The following is a 22,874-nucleotide window of genomic DNA, read 5'->3' on the forward strand; positions in this document are numbered from 1 at the left end:
AACAATCTAAAGATCGACCTAAAATTTCTGTACAAACGATATTTCTAGCGCTGAAGGGGCAATAAGTTTAGTCATCTTATGCAAACTTTGTTACCATCCCTGTTTTAATGTGTTTGTGATTTTTACTGCATATGACTTCAGCTTATCAGTTACAACTTGATGCCAAGATTGCACGTATTTCTGCTCAATTTGCCGAGTTTAATCCCCCTTCTTTAGAAGTATTTCAGTCGCCTGAACAAAACTTCCGTATGCGCGCAGAATTCCGTATTTGGCATACTGACGACGATATGTTTTATGCGATGTTTGAACGCAGTGAAGATAACCAGAAACAAGTGATTCGCATTGACGAATTTCCAATTGCAGATAAAAGCATTAATCAACTAATGCCCATTTTGCTGCAAGAACTGAAAAGCAATCCGGTCTTGTCTAAACGCTTATTTGAAGTTCACTTTCTGGCGACTTTAAAAGGCGAAATTCTGGTGTCAATGATTTATCGTTGTCCGCTGGATGCCGAATGGGAAGCCTTAGCCAAACAACTGGCTGAAAAACTGAATATCAAATTGATTGGTCGTAGCCGCGGTCAAAAAGTGGTATTAAGCGATGAATTTGTGGTTGAAGAACTGCAAGTGTTTGACCGTACTTACAAATACAAGCAAGTCGAAAGCAGCTTTACTCAGCCAAATGCGCAAGTCTGCAAAAAGATGCTGGAATGGGCATGTCATGCGGCTGAACAGTCCGATAAAGACTTACTCGAATTGTATTGTGGTAATGGTAACTTCACCCTACCGCTTTCCACCAAGTTCAATCGCGTGCTTGCGACAGAATTAGCCAAGTCATCTGTTTATGCGGCACAGTGGAATATTGAACAAAACCAGATTGATAATATTCAAGTCGCACGTTTATCGGCTGAAGATTTTACCCAAGCCTACAATGGTGAACGTGAATTCCGCCGCTTGCAGGAAACCGAGATTGATATCTCCAGCTACGATTTCGACACTGTGTTTGTTGATCCACCGCGTGCGGGTATTGATGATGAAACTTTAAAACTGATCCAACGTTTTGAACGTATCATTTATATTTCATGTAATCCTGACACACTTGAAGACAACTTGAAGACCTTATCAACCACGCATAAAATTACCAAATTTGCGATGTTTGACCAGTTCCCGTATACCCACCATGTAGAATCGGGTGTACTACTGGAAAAGATTTAAACAATTTATGTCATTGTTAAGTTTGTATGTGTTGTTATCTAAATGAAGCTCAGTTGAGCTTCATTTTTATTTCATTGAAAATTAATCATTTATAAACAATTCTGAATAGTAAATCTCATAATATCGTTAAACTTGCTACCTATCATCGGAAAATTTAAAGTTCAAATGCTGCTTTTATCACTGACATAGGCTTGTATTATTCAGGAAATTGGATATATTTCGATCTATGTTAAGTTGCGTAAGAAGGCTCTATGAGTTTTTGGCAAAAGCTGTTTTCTGCTAATCAACAGCAAAACGAACACAAGAATCAAATCTCGTGTGTCGAAAATGATTGCTCTTGTAAATCGAATGAACAACTGATCCAAGCTTTAGCAAAAGCGACAGATGAAGATGTCATCATTGGAATTAAAAAGGTTCTAGCTTCACGAGGTTATAGCCGTAAAGAGTTAAACGAATTACAGCATCTACCACTCCAATAGTAGAGTCTGACAAAAAGGCATTTAGTTCACTAAATGCCTTTTTTATTTACCTGTCAAAACTGTTTATTTTTAGATTTTAATACTTCGAAACATACTTCTGTTCATTCATCCAGAAATCTCTGTTCCCCTCTATTTAAAAGTGCTTTACTCATAAGTGAAATATTTTAAAAAATAAAATAAGCATGGCTTAAGAATAAAAATTAGTCTAATTAAAAGGAAAATATATGGAACGGTATTATCCTAGACTGGCAATATTATGCAGCCTTATATCAAGTCATAGCATGGCCGCAGCAATGGATCAATCAGGCCAATCCTTGTTGCCTTTTCTCGAAGCCGGGCATTATTTTGAAGCCTCCATTAGCGCTGCTGATCCCGAAGTGTCAGGGCACACTCTAGGTACACGTCCAGACTTGGTCAATTCAGGTGTTAATGACTATTCAACAGATAATATTAGCAAGAATTTCCAATATTATAGTGCCGCTCTGAAACTTCAATTAAAACCAGAACTCTCTTTCGGCATCCTTTACGATCAGCCATTTGGCTCAGACCTGCAATATCCACTCAAGGACAATGGCAGTTTCTCTGATCCGGCACTCAGTAGGCAAGGTACACAAATCAATGTGGATACCCAAAATCTCAGTCTAATTTTAGGCTATCAACCCTTCAAAAACTTTAATCTCTATGCAGGACCCGCCTTTCAAACTATTAAAGGTCATGTTTCTTTACGCGGATTGGTTTATGCAGACCTTAATGGCTATAACGCTATTTTTAAGGAAGATGCTGCTATCGGCTGGCTGGCTGGTTTCGCTTACCAACTGCCTGACATTGCATTTAAAGCCGCATTGACCTATCACTCCAAAATTGATCACAAAATCAATGTCACCGAAAATGTGTTAGGAATACCTCTGCTTTTGGTTGGTGAAACTAAAACTAAAATTTCCACACCACAGTCTGTCAATCTCGATTTTCAAACGGCGATTACCGTCAGTACTTTGCTTTACTCCAATATACGTTGGGTCAACTGGAAAGATTTTGTGATCCGTCCAACCCAATTCGGTGCATTATCCGAACGAGCAACGACTACACTAAGTAGTGGAACTTATACTGGTGGATTCAATCTGGATGACTATCAAAAAAATCAGTGGAGCGCGACTGTAGGTGTGGCAAAAAAATGGACGCCACAATGGTCTAGCGCTTTTGATATCGGCTGGGATTCTGGTACAGGTGATCCGGCATCAATCCTAAATCCAACCAAAGGCTATTGGGGAATGGGCTTAGCAATGCAATACAATCCCGAACCCAATTACTTTATTTCAGGCAGCGTTAAATACTTTTGGTTGGGAGATGTAACGACACAGGATGGAACGTATTATTTACCCCTTCCAGGCGTTTCAGAAGCTTCAAAAGTGGGTGAATTCGAGGACAATCATGCCATAGGCTATGGTTTAAAAATTGGATATCATTTTTAACTTATGAATGATCTCATTCAGTTAAAAGTGGAATATTGATTTATATCTCGTTCTAGATAAAAAATTTACAAAATAAAAACGTGCTTCAAATTATTCCAAATAAATGAATCATGATAAAAAAGTTAAAACAATAAAGTACATAGACAGATAATTTTAAGACTCAACACCTTAGTCTTTTTGACAGTTCTGCTCATCAATATAAGCAATCATAGGTCCAAGATTAAAATTTGAATCCGCACGTTTTAATTGCGGTATATATGCACTTGAAATCGAGCCATCCAGATACAACGCATTCTGCACTTTTAATTCTTGTTTAAAAAATTGTGCAAATTGATAAAAATTCACAGCAGTATGACTAATTACAAAATAGAGGGTTTGATCTTTAATCCCCACACCATTACGAATTTTAAATGAGTCGGAATGCTCTAAAAATTGCGGGTTTATTTTCCCATTAATCACCAGCATTGGCCCTGATTGCGTCGCATAATCTGCATTAAACTTTATCTTAGAGTAATCATCTGTGGTGGTAATCAGGCTTTTATTTTGATTCCAAGCCAGCACACCATTCGGCTGAATATGAAAATTGCCGAAGCCTTGTTTTACCGTGTTTAATTTTTGCTTTTGTTGTGATGATTCTATGTATAAACCGACTGCAGAATAATCTGAATGATACATCCCTGCATTCATTGCAATGAATAACTTTTCACAGGACTTTAATTGCTTCTGAACGGCATCAAATTTATGCAGCGGTTGATTTATTTTAGCATCTTTTAAGAATAAACGTAAGTTTTGAGGCTTCGTGATCTTTACCACATCTACCTTAAAAGCATCCCTTTGCCAATGTTCTGAGTAAACTTCTGCATAGCTTACTGAGGCCAAATTTAAAACGAAAATGATGGCATATTTTAAGAAAAATTGATTCTTCATTTTTATCTTCCCTCCAACGACTTAAGCATAGGCTGAAAATTTTATACAATGATGTAGTTTTTATAAAATAGTCATTAAGCTTAGTGAAATAGTCGATTCTTTGATAAAGAAGCAGTAAACTACGTCAACAAAATACATGTGTAACTTTATTGATTAAGTTTGGGATGCGACAGCAGAAAATCCGATTTCCTTTAGGGACACATCTTATCGTTAAACACTTAGGCTATTCCCATCATGGCATTTATGCAGGGCGTGGCCGGGTGATTCATTACTCGGGTTTTGCTCATTTATTCAAAAAACGTCCGATTGAGATAACATCAATAGAAAAATTCAGTTTCGGCAAAACCATTATTGTTCAACACTACAACAATCCTAAATTTACGGGTCGTAAAGTCATACGGCGTATGCGTTCACGAATGAACGAAAACAACTATCATCTGATTATTAATAACTGTGAACATCTGTGCACTTGGGCCATTACCGGTGTTGAAAGTAGTCCACAAGTCATGCGCATGATGAACCGCCTGACCACGATTGGTTACGTCAGTTCCATCATGAGTTATATGAACAGCATGTTGCTGACCATCACCACAACCTGTTTTGCTCTAGTGTTATACATCAAGAAAAAATTACGTGATAAAGCAAAAAAACGTATGTCACATTATTTGTTATTAAAAGAGCAAAATCAAAAAAATCAGTGATCGCTGTTCTATAAAATTAGAATTTTTATGAGATAAAAAACCCACTTTCAGGGGATATTCGAAAAGAAATCTCGGATTTTTCTGCTCACCGGCTTTCAAGCAACCAGTTGACTTTTAAATAAAATATCCACTTTTCAATTTTTAATGTCAGTTATTTTATTGACTTAATAAGGCCTATAATTTTTTTCAAATAAGCCATTTAAACAAATGGCGGCAACCTATCATTGACTAAATTTAACTGTGCGCCATATTCCAAATAGGCTTTGCAGCCATTCAGAACAGTAGTGAAATCACGGGTATGATCAATCACAAATTTAATCAGCTCTGATCCTTCTAGCGTAATATCATAATTGCGGATTCTTAGATAAGTTTCATAGTCGGAAATTTTCTCAAAAATGAGATCTACCGTGCTCTTGGGGTCCCCCCAAGTGAACTGGATCAGTTCATTATTAATCAGCTGCTCTACATAAATACTGGTGGTTATTTCATATTTTTCCCAGTACCAGTCTACGGTTTTATTCTCTATTAATGGTCCAGTCGAGGAAGTAAACCAAAACTTGCTGGTGATTTCAGGATCAATAAAGGCATTAAATACCTCTGCAACCGGTTTTCGAATTAACATCTGGGTTTCTATAACGACGCTCATTTTTATTACCCTCAGCTTTTTCTTATAGTGATAGCATAATTGCTTTCTTATTGAGTATTATTTTTATGCTAATAGATGTAGCTAATCAATGAATATAAATAAAATCACACAATAAAGATGACTTGCTCAAAACTGGCTTTGTCAAACAAAAAAGCCCAACCGAAGTTGAGCTTTTTTTGGAACATTTATTTCGATTACTTTTCACCTGTATCACAGATGAAGCACAGCTTCATCTCTTGCGCTCGGGCAAAGGCGATGCTTTGCTTATCCTTGCTTAGGCTTAAAGCTATCTTTTAAATCCAAAATACGGTTAAACACCGGTTTATCACTTGTGTGATCATATTGATCTGCCACGAAATAACCTTCACGTTCAAACTGGAAACGATCTTCAGGTTGAGCCTGTGCCAAAGCAGGTTCAATAATTGCTTGAAGTACAGTTAAAGACTCTGGGTTTAAGTGCGCAAGGAAGTCATCATCTGCATCAGGAGCAGCTTCAGTAAACAAACGATCATAAACACGGACTTCAGCCGGTACACCTTTGGTTGCAGATACCCAATGAACCACGCCTTTGACTTTACGACCTTCAGGGTTTTTACCTAAAGTTTCAGGATCAATTGAACATTTCAGTTCAACCACTTCACCATTGGCATCTTTAATCACTTCGTCGCATTTAATCACGTAGGCATGACGTAAACGTACTTCACCTTCTGGAATCAAACGTTTAAAGCCCTTCGGCGGTACTTCTTCAAAGTCTTTACGATCGATATAAATTTCTTTAGATAAAGGAATAATACGTTCGCCCATATCTACGTTCGGATGACGTGCATGGGTTAAGTCCATATCTTCAGGCAAGTTGGTTAACGTCACTTTCAGTGGATTTAACACTGCCATACCACGCGCAGCGGTATTTTCCAAAGACTGACGGATACAGTATTCAAGCATTGCAACATCAACAATACTGCCATCCACTTTAGAAACACCCACACGCTTACAGAAATCGCGCAAACCTTCAGGTGTGAAACCACGACGGCGCATACCGACTACGGTTGGCATACGTGGATCGTCCCAACCATTGACAAAACCACCTTCAACCAATTTACGCAGTTTACGTTTAGAGGTAATGGTGTAATCGACATTTAAACGGCTAGATTCATACTGATGCGGAACAGATGGCGATTTAACTTTCTCAACCACCCAGTCATAGAACGGACGGTGATCCTGAAATTCCAAAGTACACAGTGAGTGGGTAATGCCTTCAATCGCATCTGATAATGGATGTGCGTAATCGTACATTGGGTACATTTTCCATTTATCACCTGTTTGATGGTGTTCAGAATGAAGTACACGGTACAAAATCGGATCACGCATATGCACGTTTGGAGATGCCATATCAATTTTGGCACGTAGTACCGCTTGTCCTTCGCCAAGTTCACCATTACGCATTTGTTCAAAACGCGCCAGATTTTCTTCCACTGAAGCATCACGATAGGGTGAGTTTTTACCTGGTTCTACGAAATTACCGCGGTTGAGTTTAATTTCTTCAGGAGTTTGCAAATCGACATAAGCATCGCCTTGTTCAATCAATTGTACTGCCCATGTGTACAGTTGATCAAAATAGCTTGATGCGTAGCGAGGTTCACCATCCCAGTTAAAACCTAACCATTTTACGTCGTTGGCAATACCATCTACATATTCTTGTTCTTCTGCATCTGGATTGGTATCGTCAAAACGCAGGTTACATACGCCATCAAATTCTTGGGCAATCCCAAAATTCAGACAAATGGCTTTTACGTGACCAATATGCAAATAACCATTTGGTTCTGGCGGGAAACGTGTCACCACTTGTTGTGTACGGCCTGCTGCTAGATCGTCAGTAATTACTTGGCGTACAAAGTCTAAGCCAGGCTGTTGTTCTTGCTGCGCAGCATCGACAGATTGATTTTGAGTTGTCGGGTTATTTGGCAGGGATGAAACAACATCATTCGGCTTCATAGTTGATAAATCACTTCTATAAGATAAAATAGGATAATTAAAACGCTTTTCTCAGTTTTTAACAAAGAAAGTAACGTTTTTGCTTGCCTTGTAGTTTACAGTTTGCTTATGCTTCTCTCAACCAAAAACCCATGGCTTTTTTGTCCATGATTAGGAGATTATAGAATGAGTTTTCCTCAAGTCGAATTAAACACCAATAAAGGACGTATTGTTCTTGAATTAAACTCTGAAAAAGCACCTAAGACTGTTGCTAATTTTTTAGAATATGTTCGCGACGGTTTTTATGATGGCGTGATTTTTCACCGTGTAATTGAAAACTTCATGATCCAGGGCGGCGGCATGGATGAAAACTTCAAAGAAAAAGCAACTCGCGATTCTATTGAAAATGAAGCTGACAACGGTTTAAGCAATGACGAAGGTACGGTCGCTATGGCGCGTACTCAAGCACCTCACTCTGCTTCTGCTCAATTCTTCATTAACGTGAAAAACAACTCTTTCCTTAACCACACTGGTAAAACAGCGCAAGGTTGGGGTTATGCAGTATTCGGTAAAGTCGTTGAAGGCTTGGATGTTGTTGAAGCGATCAAAGGCGTACGTACCGGTAACCGTGGTTACCACGCTGACGTTCCTTTAGAAAACGTTGTAATCGAATCTGCTAAAATTATTGCTGAGTAAGAATCCCTCCTAACCTCCCTTTAAGAAAGGGAGGAATTCCCACCTTTTTAATGGTAGGAAGTCCCTCTTTATCAAAGAGGGATTTAGGGAGATTTAAAAATAAGGAAAATAAGTGACCTATCTGTTTATCGCTGATTTACATTTGTCACCTGAACACCCTCGACTCGTTCGGGGGTTTTTGGATTTATTGGCACACTATAAAAATAAGAATACCCAGCTCTATATCTTGGGTGACTGGTTTAACGCCTGGGTTGGGGATGACTACTCTGCCCCATGGCTAGATGGAATTGTCAGCGCTCTACAAGACTTTACTCAAGCCGGTAATCATGTTTACTTTCAAGTCGGCAACCGTGACTTTGCACTGGGTCAACGCTTTATAAAGCAGTTTAATGGTTCTATATTGCCTGAGGTGGATACCTTAAAGATTGGTGATATGCAGATACGTCTTGAACATGGTGACCTGCTTTGCACCGATGATGTGTCCTACCAGAAATTCCGTAAAATTATTCGTAATCCGCTACTTTTGCGCTTCCTTAAAAGCATGCCATTAAGTTTTCGTCAAAAACTCGCCAATGGTTTCCGTAAAAAAAGTGCCGAAACCAAGCAAGTGAAGTCTTATAAGATTATGGATGTGAATCAACAGGCGGTTGAACAATCACTTCAATCGGTGGATTTACTGATTCATGGACATACCCACCGCCCTAATATCCATGATGAAAATGGTAAATCACGTATTGTTTTAGGCGACTGGCGTGAACATGAAGCACAAATTTTAGAAATTGATCCTGAGCAGGTTTATCAAAGATTAGAATTAAAGACTTGGACTTATTAATTTTAAGTGATCAAGCCATTTTGACCGAATAAAAGCGAATTCATTTACAGCACATTATTCATTACAACTGTTGTTTATTTATACTGAATATAATCAAGTGATCCAATCGTTTCTTGATTTGTGAAACAATTCAAACATAATCAGCGTATATCATTTCATTCAATTTTAGAGATCTCCATGTCTGATTTTAGCAATATCACCGTGACCCATCATGATGACGGCAAAGTTTCACTTTTAATCGATGGAAAACCTGTTTCCGAGCGTTACGGTGTGCAATTTGAAAGTAATATTGTGGATGAATTAAAAGCATTAGAAGATGGTAAAGCACTTAAATTATTTGACCAGTTTATCTTCTCTCATAGCGATTTAAATTTTGAACATGCTTATAGCTACGTGACTTGCATGGTTAAAGCTGATTCTAATTATAAAGTGGTTTGTAACTTTGTTTATAAAATTACTGCTGCCGATCAAGCACCTATGGAAAACGTGATTACCAAGCAAGGTCAGCCTATGAGCAGCGAAGATATCCGTGAATTCATTAACAAGCATGTTGCAATGTCATTGAACGAATATACCGATTTAAAATACGCCTATTAATAAAAAAGCCCCTACTCGATAAAAGTAGGGGCTTTTTTTCAGTTTAAATAATTGCTCCACACTGTTTCAAATTAATATCCATTCGAAACTTTAGGTACATTTACCTCATCTTTATATTTGGCCAATAATTCACGAAGCGACTGCATCAACACACTGGTATCTACGCCAACTGCCACAAACTCTGTACCGAGTTCCAAGTATTGCTGAGTTGCTTCATGCTGCGTCGATAAAATCCCTGCTGCTTTACCTGCTGCACGAATACGTGTAATGGCATCCACCACAGCTTTTTGAACTTCCGGATGGTTTGGATTGCCTTGATAGCCCATGGTTGCGGACAAATCGACAGCACCTATAAATACACCATCAATGCCATCAACTTTTAAAATATCATCTAGGTTTTCTAAGCCTGTGACTGATTCAATCTGAATCAACAAACAAATATTTTCATGTGCAGTTTCATAGTAATTCGGAATACTGTTCCAACGGGTTGCACGTGCCAGAGCCGCACCAACACCACGGATACCTTCTGGTGGATAACGCACTGCTTTGACCATCAATTCCGCTTGTTCTACTGTTTCCACCATCGGAATCAATAAAGTTTGCGCGCCAATATCCAACAACTGTTTAATCAGCTGAACACTGCCAATGGGTGGACGCACCACTGCCTGTGAAGGATAAGCTGCAATACTTTGCAATTGAGAAAGTGTGGTTCTTAAATCACTGGGTGCATGTTCACCATCAATGAGTAACCAATCGTATCCGGCATTGGCTGCAATTTCAGTAGCGTAGGCATCTGCCAGACCGACCCACAACCCAATTTGCTGTTGGGTTTTTAGTTTTCTTTTAAAGTGATTGCTAAAGTCCATACGCCTGCTCTCGGAATGGTCATACATTTTAATTAATAGTGATTAAACGCCATTTTTCTAAAAGTACCAATATCGAAAACGTATTTCTTGATCTGCTAAAACTCTTAATTTATTGAAAGATCCTAATACTTCATTTTATAAAATCATGGATGACATTGGAAATGCGCTCTAAACAGGATACAAATACTGTCTTATAAAGTGTAATAAATTGAGTGAAGCATGGTATTCACGATGAATACTTTTTTATCATGCCAAAGTCTAAAGCGAGATCGATGTGTTATAAACCATTTGGATAGCGCTTCAGGTAAAATGACAGACATAATTTATAAGTGGAGTAATCATTCATGGATCTTTTAAACGTCTCGAAAAGCCGTTATACCACCAAAGCCTATGATCCTATTCGAAAAATTCCCAAGGAACAGGTTGCACGTTTATTAGAAATCTTACGTTTGACTCCTTCTTCTATCAATATTCAACCTTGGCATTTTTTTATTGCTGACAATCAAGCGGCTAAAGAACGGATCGCCAAAGCCTTGGTTGGGAAATATGCCTATAACGCACCTAAAGTGCTAGATTCTTCACATACCATTTTATTCTGTACTAAAGCAGATATCAGCGAACAGCATTTAGATAACTTGCTCACTCAAGATGACATCAGTGGTCGTTTTAAAGATGAAAAAGCTAAACAAGGCCAAAAAGATAGCCGTAGCGGTTATGTCAATTATTATCGCAATGAAAAAGGTGATATCCAGCGCTGGGCGGAAAATCAAACCTTTATTGCTTTAGGTCAAATTCTATTAGCTGCCGGGATTGAAGGCATTGATGCAACGCCAATTGGTGGATTTGATGAACAAATTATCAATGATGAATTGCAGTTAACCGAGAAAGGTTTAGTGCCTTCGGTATTATTGACACTGGGTTATCGTAGTGAAAATGATTTCAATGCCCAACTACCAAAATCTCGTCTAGACAAAGAACAGATTTTCACTCAGCTTTAATTAACGATTCATTACAATAAAAAGGGGGTATATCCCCCTTTCATGTCATTTCAGGTCTTATTCTTGCAACAATATTGAGGTATATTTGCGCAAAAATAAAAGGTGGTTCACATCATGATCCCTGCTACAACTAAAATGCCGATGAAATTTGAATGCACACACTGCAATAAAATTTATATGCATCAATATCCTACCAATGCGATTTCTTTTTACCCAACTTGTCCAGACTGTGAGCAGGCTGGCTTGCTGCTAGGGACAGCCGACACCATAGACATCGTGAAACACCCCAAGACTTTTGCAAAGACCCTAATCAAACAGATATCGCATAAGCTAGGCAAAGCACACTAGCCAAACCTAAAACCAAACCTACAGCGGTAGCTGGTTTTAATTTTTCTTTAAAGATGATTAAGCCACTTAATGCACCAAATAGCACCACAAGAATATTCATACCTGCAAACACAATTGCAGGTGTGTCTTTCAATAAAATATGCGCTTTAACATACAGTGCAATATTGGCAAAATTCAGCACACCCAAACCTAGTCCGGCCAGAATGTTCTTTTTGCTACCCGCAGTTTTCGTTGAAATTGCAATATAAGCCAATGACAATATAAAGGCACAGATAAACATTAAATTCAGCGCAACAGCGAACTGAACACCTAATCCTGTAGTGTACTTGAGCAACACATCAATTAAGGCGTATCCAAACCATACCAGTGCAAGATATAACATCGCCTGTTTTGAAGATGGCTGCCCTGCTTCGGCTTTTTGATGTGAAAATAAAATACTGAGTACCGCTGAAATCCCTAAAACAATCCCAATGATTTTTAGGGTATTAAACTGTTCCTGAAAAATGAAAAATGCGGACAATAGCGATAAAACCACAGATAAACGCTGGGCAATCTCAGTTTTAATAATGCCGGCATATTGCAATGATTTGGCTAAACATAAAAAAATACTCGGCAGCAAAACACCTAAGGCAACAATTAACCACCACGGCGTATTGACCATTGAAATATGCTGCAGATCTGGCTTAAACCATAGAAAGCACAACAGACTGGCAGAGGCGTAGTTCCAGACAATCATTTGTAGTGCATCAAAACCTTTGGCTTTGCATAGCTTTAAAAGAATTGAAATGATGACACTACAGCAGGCCGCAGCAAATATAAGTTCCATCTTTTGCCTTATTTTCCTGATTTATAATGGTTGAGGATTCGATATAAAAAAGCCCACAATAGATGTGGGCTTTCGATTATAGATAATCTCTAGGGATTATTTATAACGATTCACCATTTTCTCTAAAGAAATTGGACGAATCTTGTCTGCATGACCCGCAGTACCAAATGCTGTGTAACGATCTACACAGATTTGTTTCATTGCATCTACAGTCGCAGAGAAGAATTTACGTGGATCGAATTCGCTTGGTTTTTCCGCCATCATACGACGCATCGCACCCGTAGAAGCCAAACGCAAGTCAGTGTCGATATTGATTTTACGAACACCGTGTTTGATTGCTTCAACCAATTGTTCAACAGGTACACCATAAGTTTCTTTGATGTCGCCGCCGAATTCATTGATCACAGCCAACCATTCTTGTGGCACAGAGCTTGAACCGTGCATTACAAGATGGGTATTTGGCAATGCCGCATGAATTTCTTTAATGCGGTCAATCGCTAAAATATCACCTGTAGGTGGACGTGTGAATTTGTACGCACCGTGTGAAGTACCGACTGCAATTGCCAAAGCATCTACATTTGTATCTGCTACAAATTGAGTCGCTTCTTCAACTGAAGTTAAAAGCTGAGAATGGTCAAGTACGCCTTCAGCGCCTACGCCATCTTCTTCACCCGCCATACCGGTTTCAAGGCTACCCAGGCAACCAATTTCACCTTCAACTGAAACACCGCAAGCGTGCGCCATTTGAACTGTACGACGCGTTACATCTACATTGTATTCGTAACTTGTAGGCGTTTTACCGTCCGCACCCAATGAACCGTCCATCATTACCGATGAAAAGCCCAACTGGATCGAGCGTTGGCACACATCAGGGTCAGTACCATGATCTTGATGCATAACCACTGGAATATGTGGCCACTCTTCAATTGCTGCCAAAATTAAATGACGTAAGAATGGAGCGCCTGCATATTTACGAGCACCCGCAGATGCCTGAACAATAACAGGTGAATTCGTTTCGTCTGCGGCTAACATAATTGCGCGCATTTGTTCTAAATTGTTTACGTTAAACGCTGGTACGCCGTAGTTGTGTTCGCCGGCGTGATCCAAGAGCTGGCGCAATGAGATAAGTGCCATAATGTCCTCCCAGTTGATGCCCCATATTCTACATGCTGATTGCTTTCAATTCAGTAATAAAAAACACTATTTCAAAAAAAATCCCTGCTTATGCAGGGACTTTTAAATAAAACACGACAAACTTAAGGTGCAGTGGCTTCAGAAGCTGCGGCTTCGGCTGCAGGAGTTGCTTCATCTGCATTCGCATTGGCTATTTCCGCAGGTACATCAGTATTTTTTTCATCCAGAACAGGTTTGTCAAGTGAGTCGATTGCCGCTTGTTGCTCTGGTGTAATTTTTTCTTCTACGGCTGCTGTTGCAGCTGCGTCATTTTTTGGAGCTTCATCTTTCTTGGCACAAGCAGTTAAAGCTAAAGGTGCAATAAGGAGTGCTGCAAGTGTTAATTTCAAGTTCATCAGATTTTCCTAGGACAGGAGATTTAATGAACGTAATTTTATTGCAGATATATTTCATTTTGATGACTGGAATATGTATCCCAAAATAACAAAAGGCTGACTGTAGTCGTCAACCTTTTGTTATATTTACTTTATGGCTTAATCTGATTTAAAGATTCTGATCTAAAGATTAAGCACGTTCAAGTAATACAGCAACTGCAGGAAGTGTTTTGCCTTCTACAAATTCAAGGAAAGCACCACCACCGGTAGAGATATAACCAATTTTGTCAGCTACTTCGTATTTGTCGATTGCAGCTAAAGTATCACCACCACCTGCAATAGAGAAACCAACAGATTCAGCAATCGCTAAAGACAATGCTTTCGTGCCTTCACCGAATTGATCGACTTCAAATACACCCACTGGACCATTCCAAAGAATCGTTTTTGAAGTCTTGATAATTTCAGCAAATGCTTTTGCGGTTTCTGGACCAACGTCTAAAATCATGTCGTTGTCGGTTACATCAGCAACGTTTTTAACCACTGCTTTTGCTTTAGCCAATGAACCCAAGAAATCAGCAAAATCGATTTCAGCTGCATCTGCAACCACAACGTCTGTTGGAAGTGGAACTGATACTTTTGCAGCAATGGCTTTCGCTGTATCGATCAAATCATTTTCACACAATGATTTACCCACATTGTAGCCAGCAGCAGCCAGGAATGTATTGGCAATACCACCACCTACGATGATTTGATCGCAAATATCTGAAAGTGAAGTTAACACATCCAGTTTAGTTGAAACTTTAGAACCGGCAACAATCGCAACCATTGGTTTTTCAGGGGTTTTAAGTGCACGACCTAGAGCATCAAGTTCAGCTGCAAGTAACGGCCCTGCTGCTGCAACAGCGGCAAAACGCGCTACGCCTTCAGTTGATGCTTCTGCACGGTGTGCCGTACCAAATGCATCCATCACGAATACGTCGCAAAGTGCTGCATATTTTTGTGCAAGTTCAGGATTATTTTTCTTTTCACCCGGGTTGAAACGCACGTTTTCAAGCAATACCACCTGACCTGCGGCAACTTCAACACCATCTAAGTAGTCAGTCAATAATTTAACGTCTTGACCCAAAGCTTGAGTCAAATAAGCAGCAACAGGAGCTAAAGACTGTTCTGGTTTAGGTTCACCTTCAACGGGACGACCTAGGTGAGAACAAACCATTACCGCAGCGCCTTTTTCTACCGCTGCTTTAATTGTAGGAAGCGCCGCGCGTAAACGTGCATCACTTGTAATTTCACCATTTTTTACAGGCACGTTTAAATCTTCACGGATAAGAACACGTTTACCTGTTAAATCGAGGTCAGTCATACGCTGAAAATTCATGTATAGCTCTCTTTATAGATATAAAAACCGCCCGATTTTAAATGATTATGTAGAAAAAGGTTAGCTTCTTTTGCTTAAAAGCTGTCGAAAGGCAAAGTTTTGATTATCATAGTCAAAAGCCACTCCATGATTTAGAGCTTATGTCTATTCACCCAGATCCAAATATCAATCGTTTAAACGTTTTAGGCGAATCCATGGCTAGCTGTTGCTATGCTCCTATTACCGGATATTTTCGTAACGGCTTTTGTCATACTGCTACAACAGATCTAGGTCAGCATACAATGTGTGCACAAATGACCGCTGAGTTTCTTAATTTTTCGCAAAAAGTAGGTAATGACTTGATCACACCATTACCAGAAGTCGATTTCCCAGGCTTAGAGCCCGGTGATTTTTGGTGTATTTGTGTGACCCGTTGGGTTGAAGCATACCAGGCCGGTATCGCCCCTCCCATTAAAATTCAAGCTTGCCATCAAGCTGTGCTCTCTTATGTTCCGCTTGATGTGCTTATGGAATATGCAGTGTGATGACTACTCCCCAAATTATTTTGGCTTCAAGCAGCCAAACCCGTAAAGACTTAATGAACCGCCTGCGCATCGATTATCAAAGTATCGTGCCTGATATTGATGAATCTCCCCGTGGTGAAAATCATGCGGATCATTTGGCAAAAAGACTGGCTTTTGAAAAAGCCAAAGCCATTTCAGAACAATATCCAGAAGCGATTGTGATTGGATCAGACCAAGTCGCTTGGCGTGAAGGTGCACCGGATATTTTCATTGGCAAACCGCTGACTGTTGAAAAAGCCATAAAACAGTTACAAGCCAACTCCGATAAAATTGTCTATTTCAGTACCGCATTAAGTGTTCAGCAGCAGTCAACTGGCTTTGAACAAACGCTGGTTGAACACTACAAGGTCAAATTTCGCAAACTCAGTCTTGTTGAAATTGAGCGTTATATTGAAGTAGAACAACCTTTAATGTGTGCCGGTAGTTTTAAATGTGAAAGCCTGGGGATTAGCCTGTTTGAGCAAATGAATGGGCAAGACCAAACCACGCTGATGGGCATGCCGATGATTCAGCTTTGCCATATCCTGCGTCAATTGAATATTTTAGTTCCTTAATTTTAGGCTGTATTTATGTCTCAACCTTTAGATGTATTAGGCGGAATTACCGCTGAACAATTTCTTGCCGAATATTGGCAAAAAAAACCATTACTGGTACGTAATGCGCTTCCAGAAATTGCAAATCTGTTAGAACCTAACGATGTGATGGAACTTGCACTGGATGAAAATGTCAGTGCCCGTTTAATCAAGCAAAAAGATAAAGATCCAAACCAATGGTCTGTGAAATCATCACCTTTAACAAAAGCTGATTTCCAGAAGATGCCAAAGCTTTGGACTTTACTCGTACAAGCTGTGGATCATTACTCTTTTGACCTTGCTGAACTTTGGAAAAAATTTCCTTTTATTCCTCAGTGGCGTCGTGATGACATCATGGTGTCGTATGCCCAAAAAGGCGGCTCAGTCGGTAAACATTTCGATTTTTACGATGTATTTTTAGTACAGGGGCATGGACACCGTCGCTGGCAGTTAGGTCAAATGTGTGATGCCGAAAGTGAGTTTGTTGCTGGCCAACCATTAAAATTACTGCCAGAGATGGAAGTTCATTTTGATGAAATTTTAGCACCGGGCGACTTGCTCTATGTACCACCGGGCTTGTCTCATTACGGCGTAGCGGAAGATGACTGTCTGACTTACTCGTTTGGTTTCCGTATGCCAAATGTGGCTGAAATGATGGATCGCGTGAGTGATAAATTTGCTACGGATCAATTGCTTAAAAATCCGCTGACTGACATTATTCGTGACAAAATCAGTCCGATTGGTCAAATCAGTCAGGCGGAGCTTGAGTATTTAAAAGCAGAACTTTTAGCACAGTTGCAAAATCCAACCGTACTTGAAGATGCGCTCATGAGCCTAATGTCAGAACCGAAATATCCTGAAAACATTCCAGAGGCTGAAGCCATTGGTACAGGTGATTTAGAAGAAGCCTTGGATCAAGGTTACTCCCTCATTCTTGAGCCAGCATCACGTCTACTTTATACTGAAGACGAAAATGAATTGCTGTTCTGGGCCAATGGTGAAGGCATTTGTATTTCAGATGCGTTTGCACCGATTTTAAAACAATTGGCTGATGGCGGTTCAGTATTACTCGATGAAAATCTTTATGATCCAGATATGCTGGAAGACATCGTAAACTTGTTAAATGAATCGATTTTGATGTTATTACCTGCTACAGAGCAAGAATAAACCCAGCAAAAAGGGGAAATTAGATTTCCCCTTTTTTATACTCTAAAATAATTAAAGTTTATTTTTTAGAAAAATCAAAAGCGAAATAACTTATAAATTTTAATTTTTTTACCGATTTCATAATCTGAAGTAGCTAAATAAATATGCGTATTTATTTGCACCATTTCATCATGATAGTGCCTTATTCCAATAACGTTAGTTTCAGCGGCATAAATAAAATCATTTAAGCTGAACAATCGCTTGGATTATCGTACAACCCTCTTCAGAAGATAAGATAAGTTCTGCTCCTATGCGTTCTAGGCGCATTTTCATGCTGCGCATACCAATACTTAATCCCTGTTGTGCCACACAATCCGTATTAAAACCCACACCATCATCTTGTATGGTCAAAATTAATTGATTTTCTAAAAGATAAGTCATCGACACTTTTACATTCTTTGCCTGACTGTGTTTAATCACATTGGTCAAACTTTCCTCTAATACACGAATCAAGGTCAAACACTGGAGCGCTGTAGGTACAGCCTGCCACTCACGAGGAAAAGCCCATTTAGAATGAATATCTAATTCCTCCATCAGCTGACTAAAACGGTGCCTGACGGGTGCAACCCACATGACTGGACTGACTGGAATTTTATTATCCGCAGATGAACCACTATCAATAATCTGTCTTAAATCATCTCTCAATAATTTAAGCATCGATAAAAATTGCTGATTCGGAATATTATGTGTACTTTGATCCACTAAAACCATGGAGCGAACCAATGACGCCCCCAAACCGTCATGCAAATCATGGGATAAATGTATTCTTTCTTGCAGCCTGACATTCTCAAGCTCTAACTGATGTTTTTCATTCAGACTTGAACTCAGGTCTTCTCCAACTTGCTTAACTTTGACTTCTAATGCGGCATTAAATGTTTCTATTTTTTTTACGTTACGTGTCAGTCTCGTACCCAATATAACCACCACAAAAAAGGTAATAATCGGTGAGGAATAAGGTGATAATGGTCGTGCATCAGCTGTAGATTCCGATAATAACAATAGAATATCAAGTACAGCAAAACTGCAGATTCCAATTAAGCAAATGGCTAAAAAAATATAATCTGCTCGTCGAGATTTAATAGCCTGATAGCTGATATATACACAGGTTACGAAAAATAAGCCCACATAAATTAAAAATATCAGCGGAAAGACAAAATAAATAAATTGCTGTGGGGTGAAAAAGATACAGGCGGTGGCAAGTCCAGTCGCAAAATAAATGGAAGCTTCAATTTTGGCTAAACGCGTTCGGATAAATCTGAGTAAATAAATACAGAAACTAACAACATACAGGACAAAGAAAGCCAAATTTGCTTGGGTTGCCATTATGCTTGTTGGGTATGGAAATGTTTCTGTCACCAATACATTGGAAATAAATAATACCCATAATAATGAACTTAATGCGAACCATCCAAAGGTGGTTTCTTTAGGTCTTAATAACCAGATAACAAAACAGATGATCCCAAAAGTGATCGATAACATGATGTTTATTTGAAATAATGTTCTTCGGTTCCAAATTTTACTTTGATGGATTTCATAATTGCTTTGCACATTATTAAAGGAAATCGTACCAAGCCCTGGAGACTGAAAAGCAAAGCCCTTCACATAAATCAAAATTTCATTTTCATTAGATCTTAATCCCGATATCGGTAAGATCCAATAACGCGGCATATTCCAGCTTTTAGACAAAGGCTCCTGTAAATGCTGATCCCGCCAAAGCAAATCACCATTTAAAAAAACTGCCCCTGCAGAATTAATATAATCAATTGAAAAAGCAATCGGCTCTGCTAACTTCGCATTATTTTGACATGCCCAGTTCCATTCAATCTTATACCAGGCAGCACCATTATAATTTTTCCAGTGCTTATTCCATTTATCTGGCAATTGTACCAACTGCCAGCCTTGCTTGGGTAAAACTGTCTGAGAAGGCGTTTTCACTACAGAAATCGAATTGATATGCACTGAACATTGTTCATTAATACTTTCTGTTATTTCCGCATAACTGATTCGGCTGAATAAACTCAGCAAAAATATGCAAAAGAAATACAGGATGGAATATTTCATAAAATCCCTAAGGATCGTGCTGCACTGACTGCTTTGGTTCTTTTCGTCACCGCCAATTTTCGGTAAATATGCTTGATGTGACTTTCCACCGTATATTTAGAGACAAATAATTGTTCTGCTATTTCTTTATTACTCATCCCCTGCGCAACCAAGTCTAAAATTTCTGTTTCCCGATTAGTCAAAAGTGTCCCATCCGAATCTAATGATTTGTCATCATTTGATCCTGTAATCACTGAAGCTGAGATCTGCTTTAAAATTTCTTGTGCAATAAAAGGATCAATCGGTGCTCCACCGCGTAAAATACTGCGAATAGCCAACCGCACTTCCGCATCATCACGTTCTTTCAGGACATAACCTGTCGCACCCGCTTTAATCGCTGAAAATAGACTTTCTTGCGTACTCCACGCTGAAATCACTAAGATTAAGGCACTGCTATCTAGACTACGCAGCTTTTCTATCAGCTCTATCCCATTTCCATCAGGAAGTCCGAGATCGACCAATGCCAAGGAAACAGGTTGTTGTTCTATTTGCAGGAAGGCTTCTTTTAGATTCCTGGCAAAAATGAGCACATCATTGTCATAGCCCAATTCGACCAATATATTTCTTAAGCGTTCTCGAATGAGATCTTCATCTTCAACAATTAAAACTGGTACAGGTAAAATCGTTTCTAATCCCGACACACACTACCCCTTTTTTTATTGGTTCAATATAACGGAAAAGAAAATTAAAAAAATATCCCTAAAACTAAGTAATTTGATGACTTTTATACTAATAATTTAAATTTTAATTTAATATTTTGAGACTTACCCTCTCAATTTAACACGATAAAATAAAAACACTGACGATTCAATCAATGATTAATACATGATCAATAAATTAAATCATCCCAATAAAATTCAGTGTGTAGCACTATCTGAGTTTAAAGAAAATTGATTGATTTAAATAAAAAGAAACAGCCGATCTAGCTGTTTCTTTATTACAGTTTTGATGATTCAGCTATATTGTTTTTTTAAATATTTCACAATTTCAGCTGACTCAAACATTTTCACTCCAGTATTCGGGTCGACTAAATAAGGAACTTGAATATCACGCCCCATAAGTTCAACCACTCTTGCACGCTTACCGCCTTTTAGAGGTTCATATTTCCCTGGTTTTAGGCGTAAAGCTGCGGGTCCCATATCTTGCCAGCGTTCTTTGGACACATTATTAAATATGAATGGAAGTTCTAGTTCAGTTAATACACCACGTACAACGCGCGTAAATGGACTCGCTTCAAAACCCCACAATTCAAGAAGCTGGGCGGGCGCCTCGCGATCAATAATTTTTCTATTAATCCAAACCCCACGTGCGCCATTAATGATTGTGCCAGCAAAGGCAGCCACAGGAATTTTGGGATATTGGGCAAATTTTTTCGGTGTTTTTCCAGTTTTGCCATAATGTTTAAATAAATAGTGGATGATGTCTTGAGATTCATACATCTGGGTACCCGAGTTTTCATCAATAAAAAATGGAAATTGTTTTTTCCCACCCTTTTCTTTGACAATTTTTCGGTACTTCTGTCCACCTTTTGGACAAGGATAAACCTCATAATCCAAATTTAACAAGGTCATGACCTCACGTACACGACGGCAAAATGGTGAACCTTCAAACTCATAAAGTTTGAGTGGTTTTTCCGGCTGTTTCGGAAATGCAGTACCACTGACTCCGCGTCCACCTTCAGTCAATGCTGAAGCTAAAGCCTGTACAACTTTAATTTGATGATTCACCATTTTTATCCTTATGCAATTGTCGTTATAAATCGACTAATTTTTCTTTTGCAATCAAAATTCCATTGTTATCAGCATAGATATAATCGCCAGAATAGATGCTTACCCCACCAAAATACAAAGTTAAATCGACTTCGCCTATGCCTTTGCGATTACTTTTTTGCGGAATTGCAGCCAATGCATGTACCCCCAGATCCAATTCAGCAATCGCATCTACATCACGTACACAACCGTAGATGACTACGCCATTCCAGTGATTCTTGACCGCTGACTCTGCAATCATATCGCCCATCAAGGCACAGCGCATGGATGCACCGCCATCTACCACCAGTACTTTACCCGTACCATCAGTCGAAAGCAGTTCTTTTACCCGCGAATTATCTTCAAAGCATTTAACCGTCACGACCTGACCGCCAAAACTTTTACGTTCACCATAGCTTTTAAAGAATTTACCATCCATGGATGGTGTCACCACTTGAATCACTTTTTCTGGATTGTCGTCAAGTAAATCGCAAGTTACGAATGCTGCATTAGACACTTTTTATTTCCCCTCATTTGGAATTTTGTATGCGTAAATTATCATAAATTTCAAATTTTTCAGTTTGAGTTTGCGCTGCCTCGACCATAGTATGAGCCACTTGCTCTGCTGTCACAGGCTTATATTTAAATGAGTCAGGCACTAAATGCGAGAATTTTCGATAGAGCTTTTGAGTCAGATCTTCCAAGCTTCGTTGTTCTGGACGGTCACCTAACAATAATGAAGGACGTAGAATCGATACACGTTCAAGGTTTAAAATCTGGATATGCTTTTCCAGTTCACCTTTCACTCTATTATAGAAAAAATTTGAGTTGCTATTTGCACCCATTGCGCTGATCAGTAAGTAATGGGTATGGGTCGATTCAAATAAATCGGCAAAATGTGCATTTATTTCATAATCAATATCATGAAATTTTTGCTTAGATCCGGCTTTCTTCAGCGTTGTCCCCAAACAACTAAATGCATGGCTATATCCATTCACATCTTCGTCATTGAGCAAAAGAAAATCATCGAGAATGAATTGTTGTACTTTTTCTAGGCTTTTGAGTTCTGAATCTTCACGACGGACCACCGCGGTAATTTTCTCGCAACTTTCTATACGATTGAGTTGATTCAGTAGCTCACGCCCTACTAAACCTGTTGCTCCAATCACAATTGCACTTTTAATTGATTTAGTCATTTTTTAAGCAATCTCTATAGGTTATTACTAATC

General features: G+C 39.0%; 24 protein-coding genes. 11 read left to right on the top strand and 13 right to left on the bottom strand.

All coding sequences use genetic code 11. The features are described from left to right. Window positions 1-131 precede the first annotated feature (131 nt). The 3 genes from trmA to B9T23_RS06090 all read left to right on the top strand — a co-directional run bounded on the left by trmA (window position 132) and on the right by B9T23_RS06090 (window position 3,162). Window positions 132-1,214 (top strand): tRNA (uridine(54)-C5)-methyltransferase TrmA, encoded by a 1,083-nt coding sequence (gene trmA, locus B9T23_RS06080; RefSeq protein ID WP_086193430.1) that lies wholly within the window; start codon window positions 132-134, stop codon window positions 1,212-1,214. Between the two features lie 251 nt (window positions 1,215-1,465). Next, on the top strand, window positions 1,466-1,693 hold the full coding sequence (locus B9T23_RS06085) for a hypothetical protein (RefSeq protein WP_067724629.1): 228 nt from the start codon (window positions 1,466-1,468) through the stop codon (window positions 1,691-1,693). 281 nt (window positions 1,694-1,974) lie between these two features. After that, the gene (locus tag B9T23_RS06090) at window positions 1,975-3,162 is read left to right on the top strand and encodes an outer membrane protein transport protein (protein WP_407640418.1); all 1,188 of its coding nucleotides are present in this window, start codon (window positions 1,975-1,977) and stop codon (window positions 3,160-3,162) included. Between the two features lie 168 nt (window positions 3,163-3,330). On the opposite strand, the gene B9T23_RS06095 is transcribed toward B9T23_RS06090, so the two are convergent. Next, complete coding sequence (locus B9T23_RS06095; RefSeq protein WP_086193432.1) at window positions 3,331-4,089, bottom strand: phosphodiester glycosidase family protein; 759 nt, start codon at window positions 4,087-4,089, stop codon at window positions 3,331-3,333. A gap of 164 nt (window positions 4,090-4,253) precedes the next feature. Here B9T23_RS06095 and B9T23_RS06100 point away from each other — a divergent pair, with 164 nt between their 5' ends. Further along, window positions 4,254-4,790, top strand: coding sequence for a lecithin retinol acyltransferase family protein (locus tag B9T23_RS06100; RefSeq protein WP_086193433.1), 537 nt, complete (start codon window positions 4,254-4,256; stop codon window positions 4,788-4,790). 199 nt (window positions 4,791-4,989) lie between these two features. On the opposite strand, the gene B9T23_RS06105 is transcribed toward B9T23_RS06100, so the two are convergent. Both B9T23_RS06105 and B9T23_RS06110 read right to left on the bottom strand, forming a co-directional pair. Continuing rightward, complete coding sequence (locus B9T23_RS06105; protein ID WP_067724620.1) at window positions 4,990-5,436, bottom strand: SRPBCC domain-containing protein; 447 nt, start codon at window positions 5,434-5,436, stop codon at window positions 4,990-4,992. 264 nt (window positions 5,437-5,700) lie between these two features. Continuing rightward, window positions 5,701-7,428, bottom strand: a complete 1,728-nt coding sequence (locus B9T23_RS06110) for a glutamine--tRNA ligase/YqeY domain fusion protein (protein WP_086193434.1) — start codon at window positions 7,426-7,428, stop codon at window positions 5,701-5,703. A 165-nt stretch (window positions 7,429-7,593) separates the two neighbouring features. On the opposite strand from B9T23_RS06110, the gene B9T23_RS06115 reads away from it, so the two are divergent. The 3 genes from B9T23_RS06115 to B9T23_RS06125 all read left to right on the top strand — a co-directional run bounded on the left by B9T23_RS06115 (window position 7,594) and on the right by B9T23_RS06125 (window position 9,532). After that, window positions 7,594-8,103, top strand: a complete 510-nt coding sequence (locus B9T23_RS06115; RefSeq protein WP_086193435.1) for a peptidylprolyl isomerase — start codon at window positions 7,594-7,596, stop codon at window positions 8,101-8,103. Window positions 8,104-8,215: 112 nt separating this feature from the next. Beyond that, window positions 8,216-8,935 (top strand): UDP-2,3-diacylglucosamine diphosphatase, encoded by a 720-nt coding sequence (locus tag B9T23_RS06120; RefSeq protein WP_086193436.1) that lies wholly within the window; start codon window positions 8,216-8,218, stop codon window positions 8,933-8,935. Between the two features lie 177 nt (window positions 8,936-9,112). After that, complete coding sequence (locus tag B9T23_RS06125) at window positions 9,113-9,532, top strand: hypothetical protein (protein WP_067724612.1); 420 nt, start codon at window positions 9,113-9,115, stop codon at window positions 9,530-9,532. A 71-nt stretch (window positions 9,533-9,603) separates the two neighbouring features. Here the strand turns inward: B9T23_RS06125 and hpaI are convergent, their stop codons facing one another. Next, entirely contained in the window at window positions 9,604-10,398 is a 795-nt protein-coding gene (gene hpaI / locus B9T23_RS06130) for a 4-hydroxy-2-oxoheptanedioate aldolase (RefSeq protein WP_086193437.1), read from the bottom strand. A 344-nt stretch (window positions 10,399-10,742) separates the two neighbouring features. On the opposite strand from hpaI, the gene nfsB reads away from it, so the two are divergent. Continuing rightward, on the top strand, window positions 10,743-11,396 hold the full coding sequence (gene nfsB / locus B9T23_RS06135) for an oxygen-insensitive NAD(P)H nitroreductase (RefSeq protein ID WP_086193438.1): 654 nt from the start codon (window positions 10,743-10,745) through the stop codon (window positions 11,394-11,396). Window positions 11,397-11,706: 310 nt separating this feature from the next. Here nfsB and B9T23_RS06145 read toward each other — a convergent pair whose 3' ends face one another. The 4 genes from B9T23_RS06145 to B9T23_RS06160 form a co-directional block, all read right to left on the bottom strand. Continuing rightward, the gene (locus B9T23_RS06145; RefSeq protein WP_086193440.1) at window positions 11,707-12,570 is read right to left on the bottom strand and encodes a DMT family transporter; all 864 of its coding nucleotides are present in this window, start codon (window positions 12,568-12,570) and stop codon (window positions 11,707-11,709) included. Window positions 12,571-12,666: 96 nt separating this feature from the next. Next, a complete protein-coding gene (fba, locus tag B9T23_RS06150) occupies window positions 12,667-13,704 on the bottom strand; it encodes a class II fructose-bisphosphate aldolase (RefSeq protein WP_067724604.1) in 1,038 nt (345 codons plus the stop codon). A gap of 122 nt (window positions 13,705-13,826) precedes the next feature. Then, complete coding sequence (locus tag B9T23_RS06155) at window positions 13,827-14,099, bottom strand: hypothetical protein (protein ID WP_086193441.1); 273 nt, start codon at window positions 14,097-14,099, stop codon at window positions 13,827-13,829. Window positions 14,100-14,268: 169 nt separating this feature from the next. Beyond that, entirely contained in the window at window positions 14,269-15,456 is a 1,188-nt protein-coding gene (locus B9T23_RS06160) for a phosphoglycerate kinase (protein ID WP_086193442.1), read from the bottom strand. A gap of 140 nt (window positions 15,457-15,596) precedes the next feature. On the opposite strand from B9T23_RS06160, the gene B9T23_RS06165 reads away from it, so the two are divergent. The 3 genes from B9T23_RS06165 to B9T23_RS06175 are packed head-to-tail and all read left to right on the top strand — an operon-like array spanning window position 15,597 to window position 17,758. Then, window positions 15,597-15,980: a DUF2237 family protein gene (locus B9T23_RS06165; protein ID WP_086193443.1), complete on the top strand. Its 384-nt coding sequence runs from the start codon at window positions 15,597-15,599 to the stop codon at window positions 15,978-15,980. Then, window positions 15,980-16,573 (top strand): Maf family protein, encoded by a 594-nt coding sequence (locus tag B9T23_RS06170; protein ID WP_086193444.1) that lies wholly within the window; start codon window positions 15,980-15,982, stop codon window positions 16,571-16,573. The genes B9T23_RS06165 and B9T23_RS06170 overlap by 1 nt, the downstream gene beginning before the upstream one ends. Window positions 16,574-16,588: 15 nt before the next feature. Continuing rightward, a complete protein-coding gene (locus B9T23_RS06175) occupies window positions 16,589-17,758 on the top strand; it encodes a ribosomal protein uL16 3-hydroxylase (RefSeq protein WP_086193445.1) in 1,170 nt (389 codons plus the stop codon). A gap of 219 nt (window positions 17,759-17,977) precedes the next feature. Here B9T23_RS06175 and B9T23_RS06180 read toward each other — a convergent pair whose 3' ends face one another. The 5 genes from B9T23_RS06180 to B9T23_RS06200 all read right to left on the bottom strand — a co-directional run bounded on the left by B9T23_RS06180 (window position 17,978) and on the right by B9T23_RS06200 (window position 22,841). Then, window positions 17,978-19,858 (bottom strand): sensor histidine kinase, encoded by a 1,881-nt coding sequence (locus B9T23_RS06180; RefSeq protein WP_086193446.1) that lies wholly within the window; start codon window positions 19,856-19,858, stop codon window positions 17,978-17,980. Beyond that, on the bottom strand, window positions 19,855-20,538 hold the full coding sequence (locus B9T23_RS06185) for a response regulator (RefSeq protein WP_086193447.1): 684 nt from the start codon (window positions 20,536-20,538) through the stop codon (window positions 19,855-19,857). Before B9T23_RS06185 ends, B9T23_RS06180 begins: the two co-directional genes overlap by 4 nt. Before the next feature lie 312 nt (window positions 20,539-20,850). After that, a complete protein-coding gene (locus B9T23_RS06190; RefSeq protein ID WP_086193448.1) occupies window positions 20,851-21,627 on the bottom strand; it encodes a glutathione S-transferase N-terminal domain-containing protein in 777 nt (258 codons plus the stop codon). A 22-nt stretch (window positions 21,628-21,649) separates the two neighbouring features. Next, window positions 21,650-22,162, bottom strand: coding sequence for a ribonuclease E activity regulator RraA (gene rraA, locus B9T23_RS06195; protein WP_086193449.1), 513 nt, complete (start codon window positions 22,160-22,162; stop codon window positions 21,650-21,652). Window positions 22,163-22,175: 13 nt separating this feature from the next. Continuing rightward, window positions 22,176-22,841, bottom strand: a complete 666-nt coding sequence (locus tag B9T23_RS06200; protein ID WP_086193450.1) for a Rossmann-fold NAD(P)-binding domain-containing protein — start codon at window positions 22,839-22,841, stop codon at window positions 22,176-22,178. Window positions 22,842-22,874: the final 33 nt, after the last annotated feature.

This window comes from Acinetobacter terrae, from assembly GCF_002135195.1.
In the GTDB taxonomy this organism is placed as follows: Bacteria; Pseudomonadota; Gammaproteobacteria; order Pseudomonadales; family Moraxellaceae; genus Acinetobacter; species Acinetobacter terrae.